General features: G+C 61.4%; 14 protein-coding genes. 11 read left to right on the top strand and 3 right to left on the bottom strand.

All coding sequences use genetic code 11. The annotated features are described in order from the left end of the window. Positions 1-3: 3 nt before the first annotated feature. Positions 4-717, bottom strand: a complete 714-nt coding sequence (locus tag AC3WLM_RS07310) for a hypothetical protein (RefSeq protein ID WP_492477012.1) — start codon at positions 715-717, stop codon at positions 4-6. A gap of 171 nt (positions 718-888) precedes the next feature. On the opposite strand from AC3WLM_RS07310, the gene AC3WLM_RS07305 reads away from it, so the two are divergent. Further along, on the top strand, positions 889-2,397 hold the full coding sequence (locus AC3WLM_RS07305; protein WP_492477011.1) for a YifB family Mg chelatase-like AAA ATPase: 1,509 nt from the start codon (positions 889-891) through the stop codon (positions 2,395-2,397). A 2-nt stretch (positions 2,398-2,399) separates the two neighbouring features. On the opposite strand, the gene AC3WLM_RS07300 is transcribed toward AC3WLM_RS07305, so the two are convergent. Next, entirely contained in the window at positions 2,400-2,648 is a 249-nt protein-coding gene (locus AC3WLM_RS07300) for a GlsB/YeaQ/YmgE family stress response membrane protein (RefSeq protein WP_039333578.1), read from the bottom strand. Between the two features lie 493 nt (positions 2,649-3,141). Between AC3WLM_RS07300 and AC3WLM_RS07295 the strand changes: the two genes are divergently transcribed. The 7 genes from AC3WLM_RS07295 (at position 3,142) to AC3WLM_RS07265 (ending at position 13,327) form a co-directional block, all read left to right on the top strand. After that, positions 3,142-5,145 carry a ribonucleoside-diphosphate reductase subunit alpha gene (locus AC3WLM_RS07295; RefSeq protein WP_492477010.1) on the top strand — a complete coding sequence of 668 codons (2,004 nt, stop codon included), beginning with the start codon at positions 3,142-3,144 and terminating at the stop codon, positions 5,143-5,145. Between the two features lie 196 nt (positions 5,146-5,341). Continuing rightward, positions 5,342-6,616 carry a tyrosine-type recombinase/integrase gene (locus tag AC3WLM_RS07290; RefSeq protein WP_492477009.1) on the top strand — a complete coding sequence of 425 codons (1,275 nt, stop codon included), beginning with the start codon at positions 5,342-5,344 and terminating at the stop codon, positions 6,614-6,616. Beyond that, positions 6,594-8,078 carry a tyrosine-type recombinase/integrase gene (locus AC3WLM_RS07285; RefSeq protein WP_492477008.1) on the top strand — a complete coding sequence of 495 codons (1,485 nt, stop codon included), beginning with the start codon at positions 6,594-6,596 and terminating at the stop codon, positions 8,076-8,078. The genes AC3WLM_RS07290 and AC3WLM_RS07285 overlap by 23 nt, the downstream gene beginning before the upstream one ends. Continuing rightward, positions 8,075-10,237 carry a hypothetical protein gene (locus AC3WLM_RS07280; RefSeq protein ID WP_492477007.1) on the top strand — a complete coding sequence of 721 codons (2,163 nt, stop codon included), beginning with the start codon at positions 8,075-8,077 and terminating at the stop codon, positions 10,235-10,237. Before AC3WLM_RS07285 ends, AC3WLM_RS07280 begins: the two co-directional genes overlap by 4 nt. A gap of 2 nt (positions 10,238-10,239) precedes the next feature. Continuing rightward, a complete protein-coding gene (locus AC3WLM_RS07275; protein WP_492477006.1) occupies positions 10,240-10,692 on the top strand; it encodes a hypothetical protein in 453 nt (150 codons plus the stop codon). Continuing rightward, positions 10,692-11,099, top strand: a complete 408-nt coding sequence (locus AC3WLM_RS07270; RefSeq protein WP_492477005.1) for a hypothetical protein — start codon at positions 10,692-10,694, stop codon at positions 11,097-11,099. Before AC3WLM_RS07275 ends, AC3WLM_RS07270 begins: the two co-directional genes overlap by 1 nt. Then, positions 11,096-13,327, top strand: coding sequence for an AAA family ATPase (locus AC3WLM_RS07265; RefSeq protein ID WP_492477004.1), 2,232 nt, complete (start codon positions 11,096-11,098; stop codon positions 13,325-13,327). The genes AC3WLM_RS07270 and AC3WLM_RS07265 overlap by 4 nt, the downstream gene beginning before the upstream one ends. Before the next feature lie 219 nt (positions 13,328-13,546). Here AC3WLM_RS07265 and AC3WLM_RS07260 read toward each other — a convergent pair whose 3' ends face one another. Continuing rightward, positions 13,547-14,401, bottom strand: a complete 855-nt coding sequence (locus tag AC3WLM_RS07260; RefSeq protein WP_492477003.1) for a Shedu immune nuclease family protein — start codon at positions 14,399-14,401, stop codon at positions 13,547-13,549. Between the two features lie 383 nt (positions 14,402-14,784). Between AC3WLM_RS07260 and AC3WLM_RS07255 the strand changes: the two genes are divergently transcribed. Genes AC3WLM_RS07255 through AC3WLM_RS07245 form a run of 3 tightly spaced genes read left to right on the top strand, consistent with a single transcriptional unit; the run spans position 14,785 to position 21,106 of the window. After that, complete coding sequence (locus AC3WLM_RS07255) at positions 14,785-17,283, top strand: ABC-three component system protein (RefSeq protein WP_492477002.1); 2,499 nt, start codon at positions 14,785-14,787, stop codon at positions 17,281-17,283. Beyond that, positions 17,280-17,975 carry an ABC-three component system middle component 1 gene (locus tag AC3WLM_RS07250; RefSeq protein WP_492477001.1) on the top strand — a complete coding sequence of 232 codons (696 nt, stop codon included), beginning with the start codon at positions 17,280-17,282 and terminating at the stop codon, positions 17,973-17,975. Before AC3WLM_RS07255 ends, AC3WLM_RS07250 begins: the two co-directional genes overlap by 4 nt. Further along, positions 17,972-21,106 carry an AAA family ATPase gene (locus AC3WLM_RS07245; protein WP_492477000.1) on the top strand — a complete coding sequence of 1,045 codons (3,135 nt, stop codon included), beginning with the start codon at positions 17,972-17,974 and terminating at the stop codon, positions 21,104-21,106. The genes AC3WLM_RS07250 and AC3WLM_RS07245 overlap by 4 nt, the downstream gene beginning before the upstream one ends. Positions 21,107-21,269: the final 163 nt, after the last annotated feature.

The raw sequence follows: 21,269 nt of genomic DNA, 5'->3' as shown, positions 1-21,269 counted from the left end.
TCGTCAGTTGAGCGCTGCGTATTGCGCCAGATCGGCGGTGCCGAGCGTCAGGATCTGATCGTTCGGCACCGAGTTGGTCAGCGCGTAGAACGCCGAGGCCTTGTCCGGCCCAAGGCCCATTTCGCGGTAGTAGTCGAGGTACGCGCGGTTGACCGGGTCGGACGCACTGAAATCGTCCGGCTCGAGACCCTCATCGTCGATCCAAGAATGGACCACGAACTCGGCATCGGGCGCAGCGCTGCGGCTAGCTCCGGCAAGGAACAGCTCGACCGCGCCCGAGCGGACCGAGCCGTGTTCCGGCACGCGCGTGGCAATGCCGCGGGCGCGGATCATGCGGCCGAGGCGCAGATTCGCGTGATCGTCGACCGTGCCGGGGCAGTCCGGCATTTCGAGCATCCGAATGCCGGGGAAGGCGCGCAGCATCTTCTGGAAGTCCGCTGGCGAATAGCTGTCGGTTTCGGCGACGAGTGCGGCCCGGCTGCCGTCCAGCACCTCGAACGACCCGAAGCTGGCGACGCCCTTCACATCGGCGCGGGGCAGCCCGGCGATGCGTTCGGAGCCCGGCTCCTCGACTTCGACGACCGTCGTCTCGGTCCATGTGACGCCGTTCTCCACCCAGGTCCGTGTCGTTACCTCGCGCGTCGTCACCTCGCGCGCCAGCACCGGCTGGCAGGCGAGAATGGCGAAGATCGCGGGAAGAAGCGCGCGGCGGAGCATGGTCAGCCTTTTCCGCGCGCGCGGATTGCCGAATTGCCAAGGGACGCGGTTAAGATCGCTTCACCATGACCCGCGACTGGCTACGAATGCCTCGAAAATGGCCGCATCCCGCCACCGTACTGGCCGCACCGCTGCTAGGCTAAGTAGCATTGCGGATGGAGTGCAGTATCGATGGTCGCGCTGGTGTCGACGGTCGCCTATCTCGGGCTCGAGGCGCGCGCCGTCGAAGTGCAGTGCCAGGTGGCGCCCGGTTTGCCCGCGTTCCGGCTCGTCGGCCTGCCCGACAAGGCGGTGGGCGAAAGCCGGGAGCGGGTTTCCTCGGCGCTTTCCGCACTCGGTCTCGCCCTGCCGCCCAAACGGATCACCGTGAACCTGTCGCCGGCTGATCTGCCCAAGGAAGGCTCGCACTACGATCTTCCGATTGCGCTTGCTTTGCTGGCCGCAATGGGCGTGGTCGATCTCGAACAGATCGCTGACTATGTGGCGGTGGGAGAGCTGGCATTGGATGGCCGCGTATTGCCGTCACCTGGCGTGCTGCTCGCCGCGCTTCATGCCAGTGGTGAGGAGAAGGGCCTGATCTGCCCTGCCGCGCAAGGGCCCGAGGCACGCTGGGCCAGCGGGATCGACGTGATCGCCGCACCGGACCTCATCGGCCTGCTCAATCACCTGAAGGGGCAGCACCGCCTCCCGCAGCCTTCTCAGGGCGTGGCAGAGCCACCGCGTCGCCTGGCCGATCTCAAGCAGGTCAAGGGCCAGGAAACCGCCAAGCGGGCGCTGGAGATTGCGGCGGCTGGCGGGCATAACCTGCTGATGATCGGGCCGCCGGGCGCGGGCAAGTCGCTGATGGCCTCGTGCCTGCCCGGCATCCTGCCGGAGCTGACCCCGTCCGAGGCGCTCGAGGTGTCAATGGTGGCGTCGGTGGCCGGCACGCTCGAGGACGGTCGCATCAGCCGCGCCCGGCCGTTCCGGGCTCCCCACCATTCCGCTTCCATGGCCGCCTTGACCGGGGGCGGGCTGAAAGTGCGTCCCGGCGAAGTGAGCCTTGCGCACCTCGGCGTCCTGTTCCTCGACGAACTGCCCGAGTTTCAGCGCGCCGTGCTCGATTCCCTGCGCCAGCCGCTGGAGACGGGCGAGGTGACCGTGGCCCGCGCCAACGCGCACGTGACCTTCCCGGCGCGCGTGCAACTGATCGCGGCGATGAACCCGTGCCGCTGCGGCCATCTGGGCGATCCGGCGCTTGGGTGCAGCCGTGCCCCCCGCTGTGCCGGCGACTATCAGTCCAAGGTGTCAGGCCCGCTGCTTGATCGCATAGACCTCCATGTCGAGGTCGATCCGGTCTCCGCGGCGGATCTGGCGCTTCCGCCGCCTGCAGAAGGTTCCGACCAGGTGGCCGCGCGGGTGGCGCGGGCGAGGGCGCTGCAAGTTGCCCGGCTCGAGGGCACCAACGCCCGCAGCAACGCCGAGCTTAACGGCGATCTGCTGGACATCCACGCAACTCCGGACGAACCCGGGCGCAAGCTGCTCGCACAGGCTGCCGAAGCGATGCGCCTCTCCGCGCGCGGCTATACCCGCATGCTGCGCGTGGCGCGGACTATCGCCGATCTGGCCGGGGCGGACACAGTGGGTCGCATCCATGTGGCCGAAGCGCTCAGCTATCGCCGCATTGCGCCTCGGGCTTAGGCTTAAAGATTGCGCCCAAGGAAGATGAGCAGCATCGCTCCGATGACCGAGGCGAGGCAGCCTGCGCGGTTGACGCCTTCGCCGAACGTCCGGCCGCTGCGCCAACTGGCGAACAGGCCTGCGACAAGCGCGCCGCCTACCCCCAGCAGCACGGTCTTGAGCATGCCGATGTCGACGTCGCCGGGATAGAAGAACCGCGCCAGCACGCCGACCACCAGACCGGTGAAGACAATCGAGATCAGATTCAGCACACCTGCACTCCGTTCCTGTGGACACCACATATGGTGCCGGTTGACGCTCTCTTGTCCACAAGTTGGTGGCCAACCCGAAAAATATTTCGACCGGCGTCGTTTCGCCCTTGAAGTGCAGGAAAGTCCACGCGTCGCTGCACTGCACAATAGCTCTTCTGGCGACGAAGCGAATCGCACGTGCGACGAATCGAGTCTCCCTGCGGATGTTTACCCTCTTGTGTCTGAATCCGGTTGAGGCACTATGGGTTGTGGTCGGGCTTCAGGGGGACCTCTAAACCTAGTTTAGAGCGCTTGGGCGTGTTTTGCGCGCAATGGCAACGCATTGCCTGCGCGCAGGGCACACGGGGCCGTGATCGGGAATTCTGGAGCCGAGCGCCTGCGGAACAACATGTTCCACTTTCGTTCCGTCTCTTGTAGGATTGGGCCACTCGCCCGATTCGAGTGTCGATTGATCGCCCGGGCCTTGGCTGCGGGGTGCGAACGGGGGTTGAACGTGGATTTCAGAACTGGAGACGGCTCCGTGGTTGCGCAGGACGAACTGGCGCTTGCAGGCGCTCCGGCTGCGGCCGGTGAAGCAAAGGCGATGGATATGGACGCCAAGGACGCAGGCAGCGAAGCACTTGTCGCAGGCATGGCCGCCACCGTCGCAGCGGCTGCCGTTGCGGCCGCGCCGGTCAGCGATTCCAAGAAGGTCAATCCGCGCCGCTTTACCATCGTGACGGATGACAGCCGCGATGCGCGCCTGACCGATTTCGGCAAGGACACGCTGGACGACCGCTACCTGCTCCCCGGCGAGAAGTATCAGGACCTGTTCGCGCGCGTGGCCGATGCCTATGCCGACGATCAGGAGCACGCCCAGCGTCTCTACGACTACATCTCGAAGCTGTGGTTCATGCCAGCCACGCCGGTTCTGTCGAACGGCGGCACCGGGCGCGGCCTTCCGATCTCGTGCTACCTCAACTCGGTCGATGACAGCCTCGAAGGCATTGTCGCGACGTGGAACGAGAACGTCTGGCTCGCCTCGCGCGGCGGCGGCATCGGCACCTATTGGGGCAAGGTCCGCGGCATCGGCGAGAGCGTCGGCCTCAACGGCAAGACCAGCGGCATCATCCCCTTCGTGCGCGTGATGGATTCGCTGACGCTGGCGATCAGCCAGGGTTCGCTGCGGCGCGGTTCGGCGGCCTGCTATCTCGACGTTTCGCACCCGGAAATCGAGGAGTTCCTCGAGATCCGCAAACCTTCGGGTGACTTCAACCGCAAGGCGCTGAACCTCCATCATGGCGTGCTGCTGACCGACGAATTCATGGAAGCCGTGCGCGATGGCACGGAATTCCACCTGCGCAGCCCCAAGGACGGCTCGATTCGCAGCACGGTCGATGCGCGTTCGCTGTTCCAGAAGCTCGTTGAAACCCGCCTTGCCACGGGCGAGCCCTACATTGTGTTCAACGACACGGTGAACCGCATGATGCCCAAGCATCACCGCGACCTGGGGCTGAAGGTCTCGACCTCGAACCTCTGCTCGGAAATCACCCTGCCGACGGGCCGCGATCACCTCGGCTACGATCGTACCGCGGTGTGCTGCCTGTCCTCGCTCAACCTTGAAACCTGGGACGAGTGGAACGGCGACAAGCGCTTCATCGAGGACGTGCTGCGCTTCCTCGACAACGTGCTGCAGGACTACATCGACCGCGCGCCCAGCGAGATGGCCCGTGCCAAGTACTCGGCCATGCGCGAACGCTCGGTCGGCATGGGCGTGATGGGCTTCCACTCCTTCCTCCAGCTCAAGGGCATCGCCTTTGAATCGGCGATGGCCAAGGCGTGGAACCTCAAGATGTTCAAGCACGTCGCCGCCAAGGCGGACGAGGCTTCGATCCTGCTCGCGCAGGAACGCGGTGCATGTCCGGATGCTGCCGAAATGGGCGTGATGCAGCGCTTCTCCTGCAAGATGGCGATTGCGCCGACCGCGTCGATCTCGATCATCTGCGGCGGCACCTCTGCCTGCATCGAGCCGATCCCGGCCAACATCTACACGCACAAGACCCTGTCGGGCTCGTTCGTGGTCAAGAACCCCTATCTGCAGAAGCTTCTGGCCGAAAAGAGCAAGGATTCCACCAACGTGTGGAACTCGATCCTCGAGCAGGGGGGCTCGGTCCAGCATCTCGATTTCCTCAGCCCTGAGGAAAAGGCGATCTACAAGACCAGCTTCGAGATCGACCAGCGCTGGCTGCTCGAATTCGCGGCAGACCGCACGCCCTACATCGACCAGGCCCAGTCGCTGAACCTCTACATCCCGGCCGATGTCGACAAGTGGGACCTGATGATGCTCCACTTCCAGGCGTGGGAGAAGGGCATCAAGAGCCTCTATTACCTCCGCTCCAAGTCGGTCCAGCGCGCAGGCTTCGCCGGCGGCGTCGAGGCGGACAACACCGCGCAGGCCCCCAAGATCGAACTCTCGGCCGGCCAGACCGACTACGAGGAATGCCTGGCCTGCCAGTAGCGAGCCCTAAAGCGAAATCGTAAACTTATGTGGCCTTAAGATACGGAAAAACGGGGAAAACTTTAACCGCTAGGTTGCGCGGGCCGTAAGTTGCTTAAAGAGCCTTGGATCGTAGTATCAAGACGGTCCAAGGTTCGTAAACATGACGCCATTTCGCATTCGGCGATTCCAGGGTCCAGACGGCAGCGTCCGAGTCATGCTGCTAGACGAAGCCAACCGACCCGAATTTTGGCCGAACGTCTACTCCACCATCGAATACCAGCAGACTGGCAAGTCACCAGAAACCATTGAGAAGGTCCTGCGAGCCATCGCCATGGCTAGACTAGCGGCAGAGGCGATGGGCCGTAACCTTGATGCCGATTTGACCACTGGTCCAATCCTCACCCACGCCGATGCCGAATCACTAGCGCCCCTACTAGGTCTTAGCCTCAGCGGCCTCTTGGCCGCCGTCGAGAGGAAGCGCCAATCTGATTCGGCGCTCTCAGTAGAGATTGTCCCGATCAGGGCAGCGAAACTGGAGCGGCGCATCTTCGCGCGCACCCGTGCCGAACGAAAGGCGGCGGCGGCAAGCGAAGCGGAGCGTAAGCCCGCTAGCTCAGAGGAAGCAGCGAGCCGCATCCGCTGGGTTGCAAGCTATCTACGTTGGCGTCTGCAAGTGCGTGAAGGAATCGCCTACCGTGAAAAGCGCTCGCTCGATTTTGTAGCTATCGCTACAAAGGGAATCGCGAGGCTGATACAGCTGGCCCCGACCGTAGACAGCGCGGTGGAGGATAATGAGAGGCTTGAAGGCTATGGTGAGGGCATTGCCGAGCTCATCGAAGAGGCAGTGCTTCCCGACTCGCCACTCAACCCCTTCTTAGATGATCGCTTCCTTCGCGCGCGGAACTACCTGATCTGGCGTCTATACCTCGATACAGGGGCGCGGCGGAGCGAAATTCTCAAAACTCAGGTGGAAGATATTGATTGGTCTGGTCGCAAGCTCACCATTTGGATTTCCAAGACAGTATCAAGAACGGTAAAAATCTCCGCCAGGACCGTCTCAGCCTTTCAAGACTACATTGCGGTTTATAGCGACGTTATCCCACGTCGAGCCCGGCAGAGGGGCTACCTGTTTGTAAATCGCAAAGGTGAATTGCTGTTAACCCGCGGTATTAACCGCCTTTTCGAAACGATCCGGCAAAAGGTGCCGGGAGCCCCAGAATTTCTCACGCCCCACGGCTTGAGGCGGGACTGGAACGATCGGCTTAGCCGAATGATTGACGATCAGCCAGAAGCGAAACGGATAACTCCAGCAGAAGAAAGTGAAGTCCGTCGCCGCACCATGGGGTGGGGTAAGAACTCGAAAATGGCAAGCCGCTATAATAAGCGACACACCCGAAAAAAGGCCGATATGATTGTAGAAGAGATGTTCTCTAAAAAAGCTAAGCCGGCGAATTTTAATTCTAGTAATGAAGAGCAAAAAAATGAATAATAATATCGTTTTGGAAAAAAAGAAAAACATTCGCGAGATTCTTCTCTATGGAGCCAATAACTCAATATCGATAGATATTTATGGCGAATTTACGATTTATGACGACGTGGCTGTAAGGAATTTTGATTATAGGCCAATGCTTGGCTCCTCGCCATGGCAAATAGGTCTGCTCGAAATTCTTATAGGACTTTTGAAAACGCACTCGTTATCATTTGCTTATCAGTGTCATTATTATACAACTAGGTTCATTAGCGAAGTGGTGCTTCAAGACGCCGCTGACATTACCGACATAACGATCGGGCATATCGAAACCTGGCCAAGCAAACTGCCGATTTCCGGCTGGCCCTTTGTCTCGAGTGTGCTGCGTCGGTGGGCCTCTTCATTCCCTGAGCAGGTCAACCCTGACGTAAGGTCGTTCCTCGATCAGCCCACAAAGTGGGAGGAGGCCGGCAGCAGTTTCCTTGCGCTTGTCACGAATGACCCTGAACGTGGCGCTTTGACCGAGCAGGAACTGTCCGGTGTACAAGCTGCTCTCAACGCAGCGTACGAGACCGGGGCGTTAGACCTGCCGGCTTGGGCTCTCTTCTGGTTTGTAATCGCAACCGGTGTCAGACCGATCCAAATCGCACGAATGCAACGAGGAGATGTCACTTTCCTTCCTGGACCAGAAGGCCTCGAGGCAATTCTGTTTATCCCGCTGGCCAAAGGACGCGAAGCGGATAAGAGTAAAAGATGGAAGCGGAAGGCCCCATCGGTCCTAGCTGAAGTTTTGCAGGTCTATCTCGCGGAGTACGATAGCGCGGGTGGCCAACCAAGTGACTGTCTATTTTATGACAGTTCGCCAGCAGTGCAGTCAGCGTTCTTTGCAGCCGCACGTCATGTTCGAGTGAGATCGGACCGCCTTTACGGCGCCTTAATCAAGCTTTTTCCTTACCGCTTCCGTTATACGATGGGCACAAGAGCAATTGCTCATGGCGCCAGCGACGACGAGGTGGCGAGGTTGCTGACCCATCGCAGCACAACCACCGTCAGCGCATATCGCGCGGCCATGCCGCAACTTCAGCGTCCCATCGCTGAAGCTATCGGCAAGGAGATGTATGCCTTTGCACGCGCTTTCCGAGGCCGCCTAATCGACGACATCTCGCAAGCGACTCGTGCTGGCGAAGGTGCAGCCCTCATCCGCGATTTCGCCCAGATATTCCGTATGGAAGTCGGCCTTCCCGTTGGTGCCTGCGGAACCACCGTTGCTTGCCATCAGGATGCGCCGCGAGCGTGCTTGCAGTGCCACAAGTTCGAACCTTTTGCCGGTGCACCTTGGGAGGACCTGCTCATTTCGCTCGAGAAAGACCTGGCAACAGAAGAAGAGCCCCGCATACGCCTTATTACCGAAGGCATGATTGACGCAGTCAATGAGATCGTGCGCGAACGCGATGCTCGTCTGTTGCAGGTCAGCGCCCGATGAGCGGCATCGTCATCCGCTTCCAAGGCAAGCCAGAGCTTACTGCGCGCGAGAATCTAGCTGCGTTGATTGAGCGGTCGAAGGAGTGGCATGTTTTTCAGGATTTCAACCTGTCATGGGGTAGTGATCCTTTGGACTTCGCCGACTACTACCGTTCGATTGGCAGATCTTCTCGTACGGGCCAGATCGTCCATCTCACAAATCTCGAGACCACCCGTCGCGGAAACCGCAGCCCCGACGCTATACCATTTGCTCAGCCCTTTTTCGAAGGGGCAATGGCTTTGATCGTGGAGTACATCCGCACTACAGGCGACAAGGCTCCAAGTAAATTCACAGCAACGCTCCGATTGATCGAATATGCGCTGCGGCAGCAATGCCGTGTGCCGAACATTTGCGAAATAGACAACGAAACATTGCGCATCGCTGGAGAACGCATCGCAACTAATGCCACCGACAAGTTCACGGCCGGCCGCTTGCTAGAGCGTTTCGTAGAAGAATTTCTTGAAGGGGGTAGGCTGACCACCTATCCGGTCTCGTGGAAGAATCCTCACTCCTTTAACAACCAGGCAAGGACCAGAACTGTTAGCCCGGACTCAGGAGTGGTGAAAAACTTCAACAAGCTCCCGCATATGAAGTCCGTTCTTGACCTTGCCGGGGTCTTTGAAGACTGCACTTATCCACCTGACCAAATCACGACGGCCTGGTTTGCGCTCGCGATGTTCTCCCCTTCACGCGTCGCCGAGATCTTGGAGTTGCCTGTCGATTGTACGACCGAAGCCGACGGCGTCTTCGGACTCTCGTGGAAGCCAAAGAAGGATGGACCGCCTCTCACAAAGTTCGCCGTAGATGATGAATGGGTAGCTGTTGCGCGGACTGCAATCGCCAGGTTGACCGAGCTCGGAAAAGAGACACGCAGAGTGGCCCGATGGTACGAAGAAAACCCTGGCCAATTATATCTTCCGCCGGGCTACGCGCACTTGCGTGGCATGCCTCTGACATTTTGGGAGGCTGCTGTAATCGTTGGCCGAAAAAACCCTCTTAGCCAGGGACATTCCCTAAGGGTGGCTATGGGCGAAAGTGTCGGCACAACAAAGGATCGTTCTCGCGGAGAACCTGGAAACGTCGCGAAGATACTCAATCTCTACAGCTTTGAAGCGGTCGAAAACTGGGTGTTGTCGGCGATGCCGAGAGAGTTTCCAAAGATTGGCTCTCAAAACGGGCAGCGAGCAAGCGGTTCGCTGTTCTGCCTACCTCTAAATATCATGCGAGGTTACACCGACACCCTTAACCACGTGCCGAGCTATATTACTTATAGTCAGATCCTGCATGATCTAGGGACGAAACCGATGGGCAAGACAGTGTTTGAAAGACACGGATTAGTCGACCCGGATACCGGCGAATTCTGGAAAATGACTACGCATCAGCCTCGTCATCTCCTGAACACTCTAGCCCAATCCAAGTTTGTGTCCGAGCAGCTGATCGCATTTTGGTCAGGGCGAAAATCGGTTAAGCAAAACGACTTCTACAACCACCTTCCGCAAGAGTTCTTCTTGGAGTTGTGGGTTAAGGCAGGAGAAGGTGATGCCCCCAGCACGGTCGGTCCCTTAGCAGACAAGGCGCGTGAGCGGTCTCGACTGGAGTCAATGTCGTACGAGGATGCGCTTCGCCTGGAGCTGGGGCATACAATCTCGACGCGGTTCGGTCTTTGCAGACACAACTACGCCCTGACGCCGTGCCCCAAAGACAAGGACTGTATCAGCTGTGGTGAAAACACCTTTCTGAAGGGTGATGAACGCCATCTGGCAGAAGCACGCGCACAGTTTGCCATTCACGAGAAGGCAGAGGCAGCGGCGGCCAAGATGGTAGCTTTGGGCGAACCAGGCGCCGAGAAGTGGCTGGCGAAGCACGCTGATCGCCGAGCGCGATGGGCTGAGGTTGTCACGGTGCTGACCGATCCCGAGATATCGAGAGGTGCTGTGATTACGCTGGCACCGCCGTCGTCGAGCCAGACCAAAGCGGGCCTCGCGCACGGGCTGCGCGCCGAGGCAGGTCATGATGCAAAGACCGCATTCCCTACTATGAGACCAGGTGCTCCTGACGATGAAGAAAAAGAGGGCGATCTTTTCGCGCTGATGGACGACCTGTTTGAAAACGGAATCTGACTATGACCACTTCGCCGCGTCTTTCACAAGACGACATCGAAACCGCAGTACGCCTTCTTGAGGGCTGGACGGATAAGCTCACTTGGGATCGCTACCTAGCGGTTTTGGCGACTGAGATTGGGCACCTGTATTCTAAAGTAGCGATGCATAAGCAGCCGAGAATCATCGATGCGTGGGAACATGCCAAGACGCGCATCGAGCAATCGATTCGCGAAGTCGGTGCAAAGAGCAATGGATCGGCAGCTGTGGCAGCAGCCATCGGCCAGCGCAATCAGTATAAGGAGCGCGCCGACCGTTTGCAGCGGGAGAACGAAGTTCTTCTTGAACGGTTTCAACGATGGTCCTTCAACGCCTACAAAAAGGGCATGACTGAGGAAGAACTCGATCGGCCGCTACCTACACCTCCCGACAAGAATCCCGATCTTCCTGATCGTCACCGTCCGAAGCCCCGCTGATGCGGGGCGAGCAGGGCGGCGAGAAAAACGTCCGCAAGTTTATCGATTATCTCGATGCGCTGGTAAAGGCTGGGCAGAAACTCCCGATGCGGGACGGTCGCGCGAACTTATCGGCAATGGCCACTGCATGCGGTTTCGACCGCGGCGTGTTCTACACCAACCGTGCGTTGAAGGCGCTGCTCGACGAAGCTGTCGATTCGGTGGGCCTTCAACAGCGGACTGCGCAGTCGTCGGCATCTCGATCGTCGCGAGCACCGTCGCCGGTGGCCGGAACTGCGGCCTTCAGTTCTGGCGCTTCGGACTCTGAGATCCTCGCGCTGCGGGCAGAAGTGCGGCAGTTGAAATCAGAACTGGCGCGATACGAACCGATCCGACGACTTATGGCGGAAAAAGGCAGAATGCCGTGACCGTCCGAACGGTCCTCTTGCGTGTAACGTCATTCTACCCCGGGCCGTTCGGCGGCGGCATATTGCTCGGGCACGATGCTCACAGTGAAGCCACGACCTTGATCCGTGCTCGTGTCCCCGACGCAGCACTCGGCCGATATCCAGCACAAGGCGAGACCTGGAGAGTATCCGGTCCGGTCGAGATACATCAAGTCGTCGATCGGCGAACTGGTCGTGCCGGGCCGGCAGAGCACATCATCGTGGATGCCATAGCCCCCGAATTGCCCATTGGCCGCGGGCTTGTCGGGTGGATAGCCACGCATCCCGGGATTGTCGGTGTCGGAGAGGCCTATGCCGAACGCCTATGGCACGCATTCGGCCCAGCGCTGTATGAAACTCTGGAAAAGTCCGACTTCCGGCGGCTGGAGCCAGTCGTCGGTCTGAAGCGAGCCTTCGCCATCCTTACGGCATTTGAGGAGCTGGCGGATGAGGTTGCGGCACTAAAGGCGCTTGAGCAGATCGGCGTCGATGGAGCAACGGCGCGCGCCGCTGTCGAAGTCTTCGGACCGTTTGCGGCTCAACGTTTCAAGGACAACCCCTACGACCTCACCATCCTCGAACCATGGGATAAGATCGACGCTATTGCGCTTCGATCAGGTTTAGACCGTACCGATCCTCGACGCTTATGTGCGGCTGTCGAAACAGCAATGGCTGCGGCATTCAGAACTACTGGTCACAACCTCGGAGGCCACACCGCCGTTACTCGGCCTGCTCTGGTTAATTCAGTGAGGCGCCTGCTGGGAAGGCGGGGCGAAGCAGCGGCATCAGAGGCAGTAGAGGTCGCGATCGCTTCAGGCGCGGCGATTAAGGTCGGCGGTCATCTGCAATCCCGAGCCGCTTGGCACATGGAACGGGCGCTTGAAGCTGCGATAGCTGCGCGAAACGACCGACCTGCCCCCGAGGTTGAAGCCGGTATTGTCGATGCGGCTATCGCTGAAGTCGAGCGCAAGTCTGGTTTCCGGCTTGACCCTGGCCAATGTGACGCGGTTCATATGGCCGTATCGTCAAATGTGGCGTTCATCGCCGGCGGCGCGGGCACGGGAAAAAGCACCATCCTGCGCGCCATCATCGTAGCATCGAAGCGTCTGCGCCGCGGACCAATCCATCAAATGGCCTTATCCGGCCGTGCCGCGCGGCGTATGGTTGCAACTACCGGCCACGATGCGGGGACAATCTACCGATTCCGAAAGACGCTGGAGGCGGGGCGACATTCGCCCCTTCCAGAGCTGCTCATCATAGACGAAGTGTCGATGGTCAGCACCCCGGACCTCTGGCTGCTCGCTACGACGCTGCCGGAAGAAACCCGGCTGCTTTTCGTCGGCGATGATGGTCAGCTCCCACCATTACAGGCTGGTCATCCTATCCGTGCGCTGATGGCAAGCCGATCGATCAGACGGACAGTCCTCGATCGACCGCACCGCCAACAGGGCGGAAGCGACGTTAGCACGGCGGCTGCGTCGATCCGGGCGGGGGTGGTGCCGGAATTCGGCGCCGGGGACGATCTGACCCCAACCAGCACGGGCGTTTTCCTGCTCTCATGCGCGACCGGGGAAACGCCCCAGATGGTCCACAACGCCTTCGCGCGTCTCGTCGGTTCGCCCGAAACCGTTGATGTGACCAAGTTTAACAAGGCCGATGTCCAGATCCTGACAATGACGAAGAAGGGACCATGGGGCGCCGAATCCCTTAGTGAGCTCATTGAAAGGGATTGGCTGCGGGACCAACAGCCTGTGAATAACTGGGGGTACCGAATCGGTTCGAAGGTTCTCTGGACCCAGAATTCCTATGATCGCCCGAGGCTCTTTGATGGGTCAGGCGACCGCATCGATATCATGAACGGTGCGCTTGGCCGCATCCTTCGGTTTGGTGATGATCGTGCACTCGTCCGTTGGGACGACGGCAGCGATGCGGACATCGGCCGTCTCGACCTGGAAACCATCGCTCGCGGGTGGGCCATCACCGTGCACAAGGCTCAAGGGTCTGAGTTCGATGCCGTGATCGTGCCGGTGACAAAATCACGCCTGCTGGATCGATCAATGCTCTACACGGCGGTCACGCGCTCCCGCCGGCTTGTTGTCCTCGTAGGCGAGCCAGGCGAGATCACGGCTGCGATTGCCCGTCAGCCGCGGATCGACGCGCGGCTACAAGCACTGGATTTCGATCGTGGTTCACCAGCACCTATCGCTTAGCAACGCGCCGAAATGCGGCTTTTGAGATCACCCGCTGAAGCCACTATCAGGGATGGGTCGTACTAAGTCAGTTCCAAAGCCGTTGCTCTAGTCGCGCAAAGCTTAATCGTCCCAAATTGGGTGACAGCGGACTGGCGGTTTTTGGCGCAAAAACTTGCGGAAGCTGACACTTTCACAACCGGCGATTCAGGCGATTCAGTCCGCTGACCGTAACAGAGGTTATCTGGACTTCTCGCGTTTCGCGGCTCGCTTTGACCGGCCCTTCTCGACCGCGTCCATGGCGGCACCATAAACCCTGTTAAGCATCCCGTCGTCGTCCCAGTCCTCCGGCTTGGTCGCCCACCTATCGTCGAATATGAGCGGCTTGTTCTTGAGCCACTCCTGCATTTGGAAGCCCGCCGCCTCCAATTCGGCTATGAAGCGTGGCGGGACATGAAGTTGCTCGGGTCTGAGATAGGCGAATGTCCTTTCTGGGTAGGCGTCCATCCGCTTGATCGCAAAGCCGGCACCTCGAGGCGACAGCACGCAGCGCTTCTCGCCCTGGCCCCGACGGTAGTGGCCCAGCAGGCTGTCGTAGGTCAGGATCTTGATCTTGTGATCTTCCTCGATCGTCGCCATCCGCTTTCGTCGCGCCTCGTTGGCTGCATGGTCGGCGGACCTGCCGATGATCAGGACGCGGCGGAGCTTGAGGGGATTGCGTTCCCGGCCCAGCGGAACGAGCATGGGCCGGATGCTTTCGCGCACTTCGGCCGGATGCTCATCGAAGTATTCCTTCCAAACGTGCGTCTGGTTCAGCGCATCTTCGAACACAGACGACGGCTTCACGTGCTTGCTGCTGCTGCTGAAGAGCTTCTTGTGCGGGGATTCGATCTCGACAAGCACCAAAAACCAAGTGGCTGAATCGCTCATCAACCAAGCGAAGTCGGCGGTGCGCCCACCGATCGGGAACTTGGAGATGATCGAGTTCATCGTGATCGGATGGTTCTGAAACCATGAAGGGATGAGGAACTCGGTGTGTTCCTCTAGAAATTTCTGCACATCGTTTTCGGACTTGTTCGGATCATCGATCAGCACCTCGAACCGCTTCGCGAGTTCCCCATCTGGCTTGTTCCTCATGCTGACTCCATCCGTCTCGTGTAGAAAGCATGATGGCTCAGGGAGTGCTGTGGGCCAATGCCAAATAGTCTGCGGTTTGCTTGGCTGTTGGCGGAATGTCGGGCTTCAAATGCCGGAATTGCGAGTAAAGTTGAGCGGCAGGCACCACGCCGGGCCTACAGTAATCTCGCGACTCGTCAGGATCTTGCGACCTCCCGGATTCCTTCCCATAAGCGAGTGCGCCGGCTGTCGCAGCGACGCGGCCGGCAGGGGGAGCGGATTGTCGACCATGTGTGCGGGAACTCAGGCCACTGTCTTGGTGCCGGTATGGCAAGCGCGCATGTCGGCGGGAGCGCGCTGCGTTGGCTGACGCTCTGCTTGCCCAAGACATTGTAGACGGCGCGACAGTGCGCGAACGGCCGAACCTGTTCGTGATCGGCAGTTTCGACCGGCGTATCACCTTCTACTCCCAGCAAGTGCGGGCGCTGTCGCTGGTCCACGCGCTTAAGGAACTCGGCTATCTCCACGCCAATCCGCGGATCGCCGTCATTGGCGGCGGTGCGGCGGGTGTCACCGCTGCAGCTGCCGCCGCGCTCGTCACCGGGTCGCAGGTCGTCCTTTTCGAGTCCGCTGATGCACTGCTGCCCCTGCAGTCGACGACCGATCGCCGGCGACTCGATCCGCATATCTACGATTGGCCAGCGCACTACACCACCGACCCCATCGCTGACTTGCCGATCCTGGACTGGGAGTCCGGGACGTGCCGCGCCGTGCGCGACGATGTCCTGCTCGGGTTCGAAGACATTGTTGTCAGGCTGGCGCCGCGCCTCGAGCGACGGCTGCGCCATAGGGTCACCGGGCTGACGCGGACGGCGGACGGCTATCAGCTCGATATCACCGAGCTCAATGCCCCGGTGCCAGGCGCGGAGCTGCACGAACAATTTCACATGGTGTTTCTTGCTGTCGGCTTCGGACTTGAGCCCGGCGAGCCGCTACCGGCGATTCAGAGTGCCAGCTACTGGACCGATGCCGGCGTTCCGGTTGCCGAGTTCGCAGGCCGGCCGAGCCCGCGGTTCTTCGTCAGCGGTGCGGGGGATGGCGGCCTGATCGATTTTGTGGCCGCGGGAGCGCGCGATTTTGATCATGCCGGGATGATCCGGCTTATCTCTGAACATCCTGGCATCGCGGCGCTGAAACCGGCCCTTGCCGCAATCGATGCGCGCGCCCGCGCCGACGATGCCAATGGCGCCCGCTTCGATTTCATGGTGGCCTATGACGCCGAGCTGCTGCAGCCGCTCACTGATATCGGCCTCGTTGCCGCGGTCGCCCAGCAACTGCGGCCCGGCGTGCAGCTGACGTTCCAGACCCAGCATGCCGAGCTGTTCGACGTTTCCACGGCAACGCTCAATCGGCTCGCCGCCTACCTCACCATCAAGGCGTGCGCAGGTGACGCCCAGCGGTCGTTCCGGCATCTGCATTGCGGTGTCGTTGCGAGGATCGACCCCCCCGATCCAGCTCCGGTCGTCGCCCCGTTCTGGCTTGATTGCGGCGGGGAGACGGTCGCGGCGGATGCGGTGATCGTTCGGCGCGGCCCCCAGCGCGACGTGGTGCGAGCGCCCTTTGCCGCGCACCTGGCGAGTTTCGACGTGACCCATAAGGAATGGCTTGCTCGCCACGGTGAGGCGACGCTCGTCCCGAAATTGTCGGCACCAGCACGGTCCTTGTTCAGGGATGCGGCTCGCAGTGCGGATATCCTCGCGCCGCGGCTGCAACGGCTGGCAGCCAATCAGCTTCCCATATCGGTGCAACTGCTGCGCGAAGGCGCGAACATCCGCTGGTCCGGCGCGGTTTCGGCGGACCAGCTCATCCGATCGTGGAGCGAGCAACAGCCTTTCGAGATCATCTTACCCGATGCTCCCGAGCAGCTAGGCGCCGTCGCGGGCGCGGTGCTGCGGGTCGCCTGCCATAGCGGCAATTGCCGGCTCCATGCCGCGCCCGGACTGTGGAGCCAGCTCGTCCGCGAGCTCAGCCTGGAATCGCCGCACGCCGAAGGGATGGCGATGCCGGCGATCGTCGCGGGCAATCCCGGCGGTGCTGCCCAAGATCCGGTCCCGCTGCCGCCCGACATTCTGGCGCGCCGGATCCACCGCTCGCTCGATGACTGGCTGCTGGAGCGCCTGGACACGCACCTCCAACCGTTCTTCGCGAGCAACGCCGATCCCGGCCGCCCGATCAACGTGAAGATCGCGCAGGATCTTCGCGACGCAATGGCCGCGACGTGGGCGGTCTGGCATGCGTCGTTCACCGATGACCCGGCACTGCTCAATCACTTCCTGCGCCTGATGATTTGCGCGGTCGACGAGGATGACCATCGCGACGCGGCACAGATCCTGGTCGGTCCCAGCAAATGGCCGGTGATCCTGCGCGGTACCGCGGTCGCGCTCGCCATCGCCGCAGCCTGGGATGAAACGTCGCCGAAAAGCGAGAGGCCGGGTAATCTAGTGCGCCTGCGTGACGGCGACAGCGAATGGGCTGGCCATGGCTGCGCGGCCGATATGATCAATGGTGACGAGATGTCACTGTGCGCCGCATCCTTCATGTGGCAGACCCAGTTTGTCATCCTCGTCGTTAAAACGGCCATCGAGGTCAGCCGGATCGCCGAGCGGCCATTTGCGCAGATCGACACCGACCAGCCTGGGCTCAGCGATACGGATGGATCTGGTCCGGTGATCATGTCGATCAGTCGCGATTTCATCGAAGCGGCGGCGGCGGGCCTGGCCGATCTGCGCACTTTGCTGGCAGCAGTCGAGGCGCGGCATTTCGAAGCGCTTGAGAAGACGATCATGAAAGGCGCGGCATGACGGATAGTGCGACGCTATCACCCGCACTGGCGGACTTCGCCGAGCGGCTGCGCAGGGCGGCGCTGGCGCTTGACCTCAAGGTCGAGGATCGCCCCGAGCTTGCGAGCGCGACGTTCAATGGCGGGTCGAGCAAGTCGACGACGCTTAGTCCAACCGATCTGCCGGCAGAGAGCCATGCGATCCGGATCGATCGCTTCAACATCGTGCTGGGCATCCTCCCCGAGGTTGCTGCGATGGAAGCGGTTCTTGAGACGCTGCGGCGCTGCCGCAACCAGTGCGTCGTCGCACGCTCGTTCCTTGGGACCAACGAGACGCTGGATCTTCAGCTGATGCTGCTTGGTCCCCGCGCGAGCGAGCGGCAGGAAGCCTGGCGCGCAATGGCGTTGATGGTCGAGCGCGACGACCGGGTCGCGCGCAAGCTGGCATGGCTGCGACCCGAAGATCCGCTGAATGACGACGAGAGCTTCGCCGAATTCCTCAAGCGCACTTTCCTCGCCCGGCCGTGGGTCCATGCCGAAGGTCAGTTCGAGGACGTGGCGCTCGACGCGCTGAGCGGGACCGGTGCGACCGCGCCGGGGCTGCCGCGGACGACGGCGGACGAATGGGAGCGGATCGCGCTCGACGAGAAGAAGACGCCGGATGATATTGTGGCGGCGTTGGTTAAATCCTGGGAGCGGAGGGGACGGGCATGAGCGAGATTTTCCTCTCCCGCATTGCGATCAGAGACTTCCGGACCTTTGGCGACTTCGCGATCGACATTCCGGCAGCACCCGGCCTTGTTCTACTCACCGGGACCAACGGCCTCGGCAAAAGCAGTTTCTTCGATGCAATCGAATGGGGACTGACTAACAAGATCCGGCGGTTCGAACCCTATATCAACAAGGGTCGCAAGAAGCTTGTCGAGAAGGACTATCTCACGCGCCGGGGCGCCGAGCCCGGATCGCATAGCGTCGCTTTGACCTTCTCGGACGGCGACGCCATCGAACGCAGCACCGCCGGCGGGACTTCCATGGCGGACATTGTCGCGCAGCTTGCGCGGCCCGATCGCCGCACGATCAACGATCTTGGGACCTATCTCGCCCTTACACATTTCCTTGGCCAGGCGGCGCAGCAGCGGTTCACCAGTCGCGACCCGCAGGACCAATGGCAGGCGCTCAAGGGACCAAGCGGAATCGACCGGCTCGAACGAATCCGCGCAGGGTTGCGCGGGCGACCGACCATCGCGGCTTTCACGCGGAGGCTCGACGCCGAACAGGCCGTCGTTGCTACGCTCGATCGGGAGATCGCCGATTGGCAGGGATGGATGACACGGCTCGAGCGGCTCCGCGCGACCGCGCGCGCCACGGGCGTGTTGACGGCCGACGAAGTCGCTGCGCGGATCGACCAGCTCGAGCGCGACCTTCAACAGCTTGCGGCAGGTCAGCCGATTGCCGTCACTGGCGAAGGCGTCGCGGCACGCCTCGCAGCGCTCGGGGACCGGATCGGTGAGGCATTGCGAACCGCCGGTGAGCGCAGGGCGGCTATGGAGGGGCTCTCCGACATGCCCGCGCAGTTCGCGGTCAGCCAAGCGGAGGGACGGCTTGACCATCCAACTCTCGTCCGGCTGCGCAGCGTCGTCAGCGATGCGCAGGCGCGGCTCGATCGGGCATCGCCGCTCGTGGGTTCCGCCAATGACGCAGTGACCGCGCAGAATGCCGCGATCGCCACGATCGACCAGAATATTGCAGTGCTCGATGCGGCACGAATCGATCTCGCCCGCCGTGGCCAGTTGGCCGCGCTGGTGGCGACCGAGCAGCAGGATCGAACGGCGCTTGCCAAGGCGATCGCGGCGCATCGCACGACGATTGCGGAAGCCGACGCGGCTATCAGTCAGCATGGCGAGGCCAGTGCCGGTGTTGTGCGGCTGCGGAGCCTTGCCGCATCGGCCCGAGCGCTCAATGAGGCAATGGCGGATTGTCTCCACCTGGAAGCTCAGTCCGGCGCCGCCGAGGCCGCATTGGCGCAGGGACGCGAGGCCGCCGCTCGTGCTTCGGTGGAACTGACGCCACTTGAAACGCAGTTGGCCGATCTCGACGGCAAGATTGCCGACGCGCAGCGCGAACGCGCCGAGGCGGACCGTCACGCGTCGGCGATCAGCGCAGCCTTGTCACAGCTTGCCAGTCACATCCATGAGGACGACACGGACTGTCCGGTGTGCCGCACGCAGTTCGAACCGGGCGCCCTGAAGGCGCTTGCCGATGCCGCGGCGTCGGGGAGCGACCATCGCCTCGCGCAAGCCGATGACGCGCTGGAATCCTTGCGCGCCACCCGCCCCGCGCTCAGCGATGAGATCCGTCGCCTTCGCGGGATCGTGGCGGCGATCGACGGACTCGATCGGACCGCGAGAGCAGCGGCTGATGCCGTGACGAATGCGCGCGCCAGCATCGCCCAGACGCTCGCGACGACCCCCGAAAGCGACCTCGCCGCGCTGGCCGCGGCCCGATCGCACGATGCGGATACTGCGCTTGCAGCCGCAGAGGTTGCGCTTGAACCCTTGTCGGCGAACGCGGCGGCAGCGACCGAACAGCGGTCGAGCGTTGCAGCCGATCTCGAAGATCTGATCGCGCGCGACAGCCAGTCCGGAATACGACTGGCGCAGTATCAGGCGGAGGACAAGGCGTGCACCGATCGCATCGCCGCCCGCAATCTGTCGAACGCCACGATCGGTGAGATCGAGGCCAGATTGACGGCGGAGCGCGAGCGCGGCGAAGACGCGCGGGGTCGTCTGGGACAACTGACTGAGGCGGCGAGCACCGCCACCGCAGATGTGCAGCGCGAACAGGCGGCACTCGACCTTGCGCAGCGCGAGCTTGCTGCGGCCGAGGTGACGCGCGGGACCTCTGAACAGGCGGCGCGGCAGATGCAGCAGCGCTGGACGCGCGCTGGCCTCAACGACATTCCTAGCCAGGCGGCCTATGATCGCGGCCTGTCCGGCATCGACGTGGTGCTGACGGGGTTACGGTCCCTCGCCGAACGCCAGCTCGTGCTTGCCCGCGACAATGAGGATGCGCTGCTGCAGGGCGAAATCGACGAGATCCTCGCGTCGATGCGGGCGACCGGAGGCGACGATGTCGTCAAGGATCCGACGGCGTATCTGGCAGCGCTCAAAACGAAAGTCGAGGCAGCGCGGGCGGCGGTCAAACTCACGACTGCGGCGCGCAATGCAGTGAAGCGCTATTCGGAGGATCTTCAGAAGCAGGCCGACGATTTCTCGGCGCGAGTGCTCGATCCGCTCAATACGGTGATCGACGACTTCAACGAGGCGATGCTGAGCACGCCGGGTGAGAGCATTCAGTTCAAGGCCGATACGAGGGTCGATGCGACCAGCTTCGGGATGGCGCTGCGCTACCGCGAGAAGGTCGACAATGCTATCGAGACGAAGAAGGATTTGCCTCCGCAGGTCGTGCTGAGCGAGGGCCAGCTAGCCGCAAACGGTTTCAGCATCCTGTGCGCGGCGAGCACGGCCTATCAATGGTCACGCTGGCGTGCGCTGCTTCTCGATGACCCGCTGCAGCATAACGATATCATCCACACGGCCGCTTTTGTCGATGTGATGCGCAATATGGTAGAGCTGAACGGCTATCAGCTGATCATGTCGAGCCATGACCGCGGCGAGAGCGAGTTCATCGCTCGCAAATTCGATGCGGCCGGCCTTGCCTGCGCCACAGTCTTGTTGACGGCACCGTCGGATAAGGGCGTGGTTTGGAACGCGCCAGAGTATAACCAAGCCGCGGCACGGATTTTGAGGCGGGACGCGCAGCCCCCGACCGTAAGCAGCGCCTGACGCGGCTGAAAGGCGGCAAAGTTAAGTGCGATCTGCGCTTCAGCGTCAATGACCCTACGACCGCTTTCGGGATCGCTCCGACCACGCTTGAACGGCTAGAACTAGGGCGGTTTGCTGACCTTCTACTTTCGTCTCGGCGATCGACCGGTTTCCGCGCAATTCG

Source organism: Novosphingobium sp. FW305-C-30-35, from assembly GCF_058783135.1.
The sequence above is the reverse complement of the archived record's forward strand: the minus strand, read 5'-3'. Positions and strand labels throughout refer to the sequence as shown.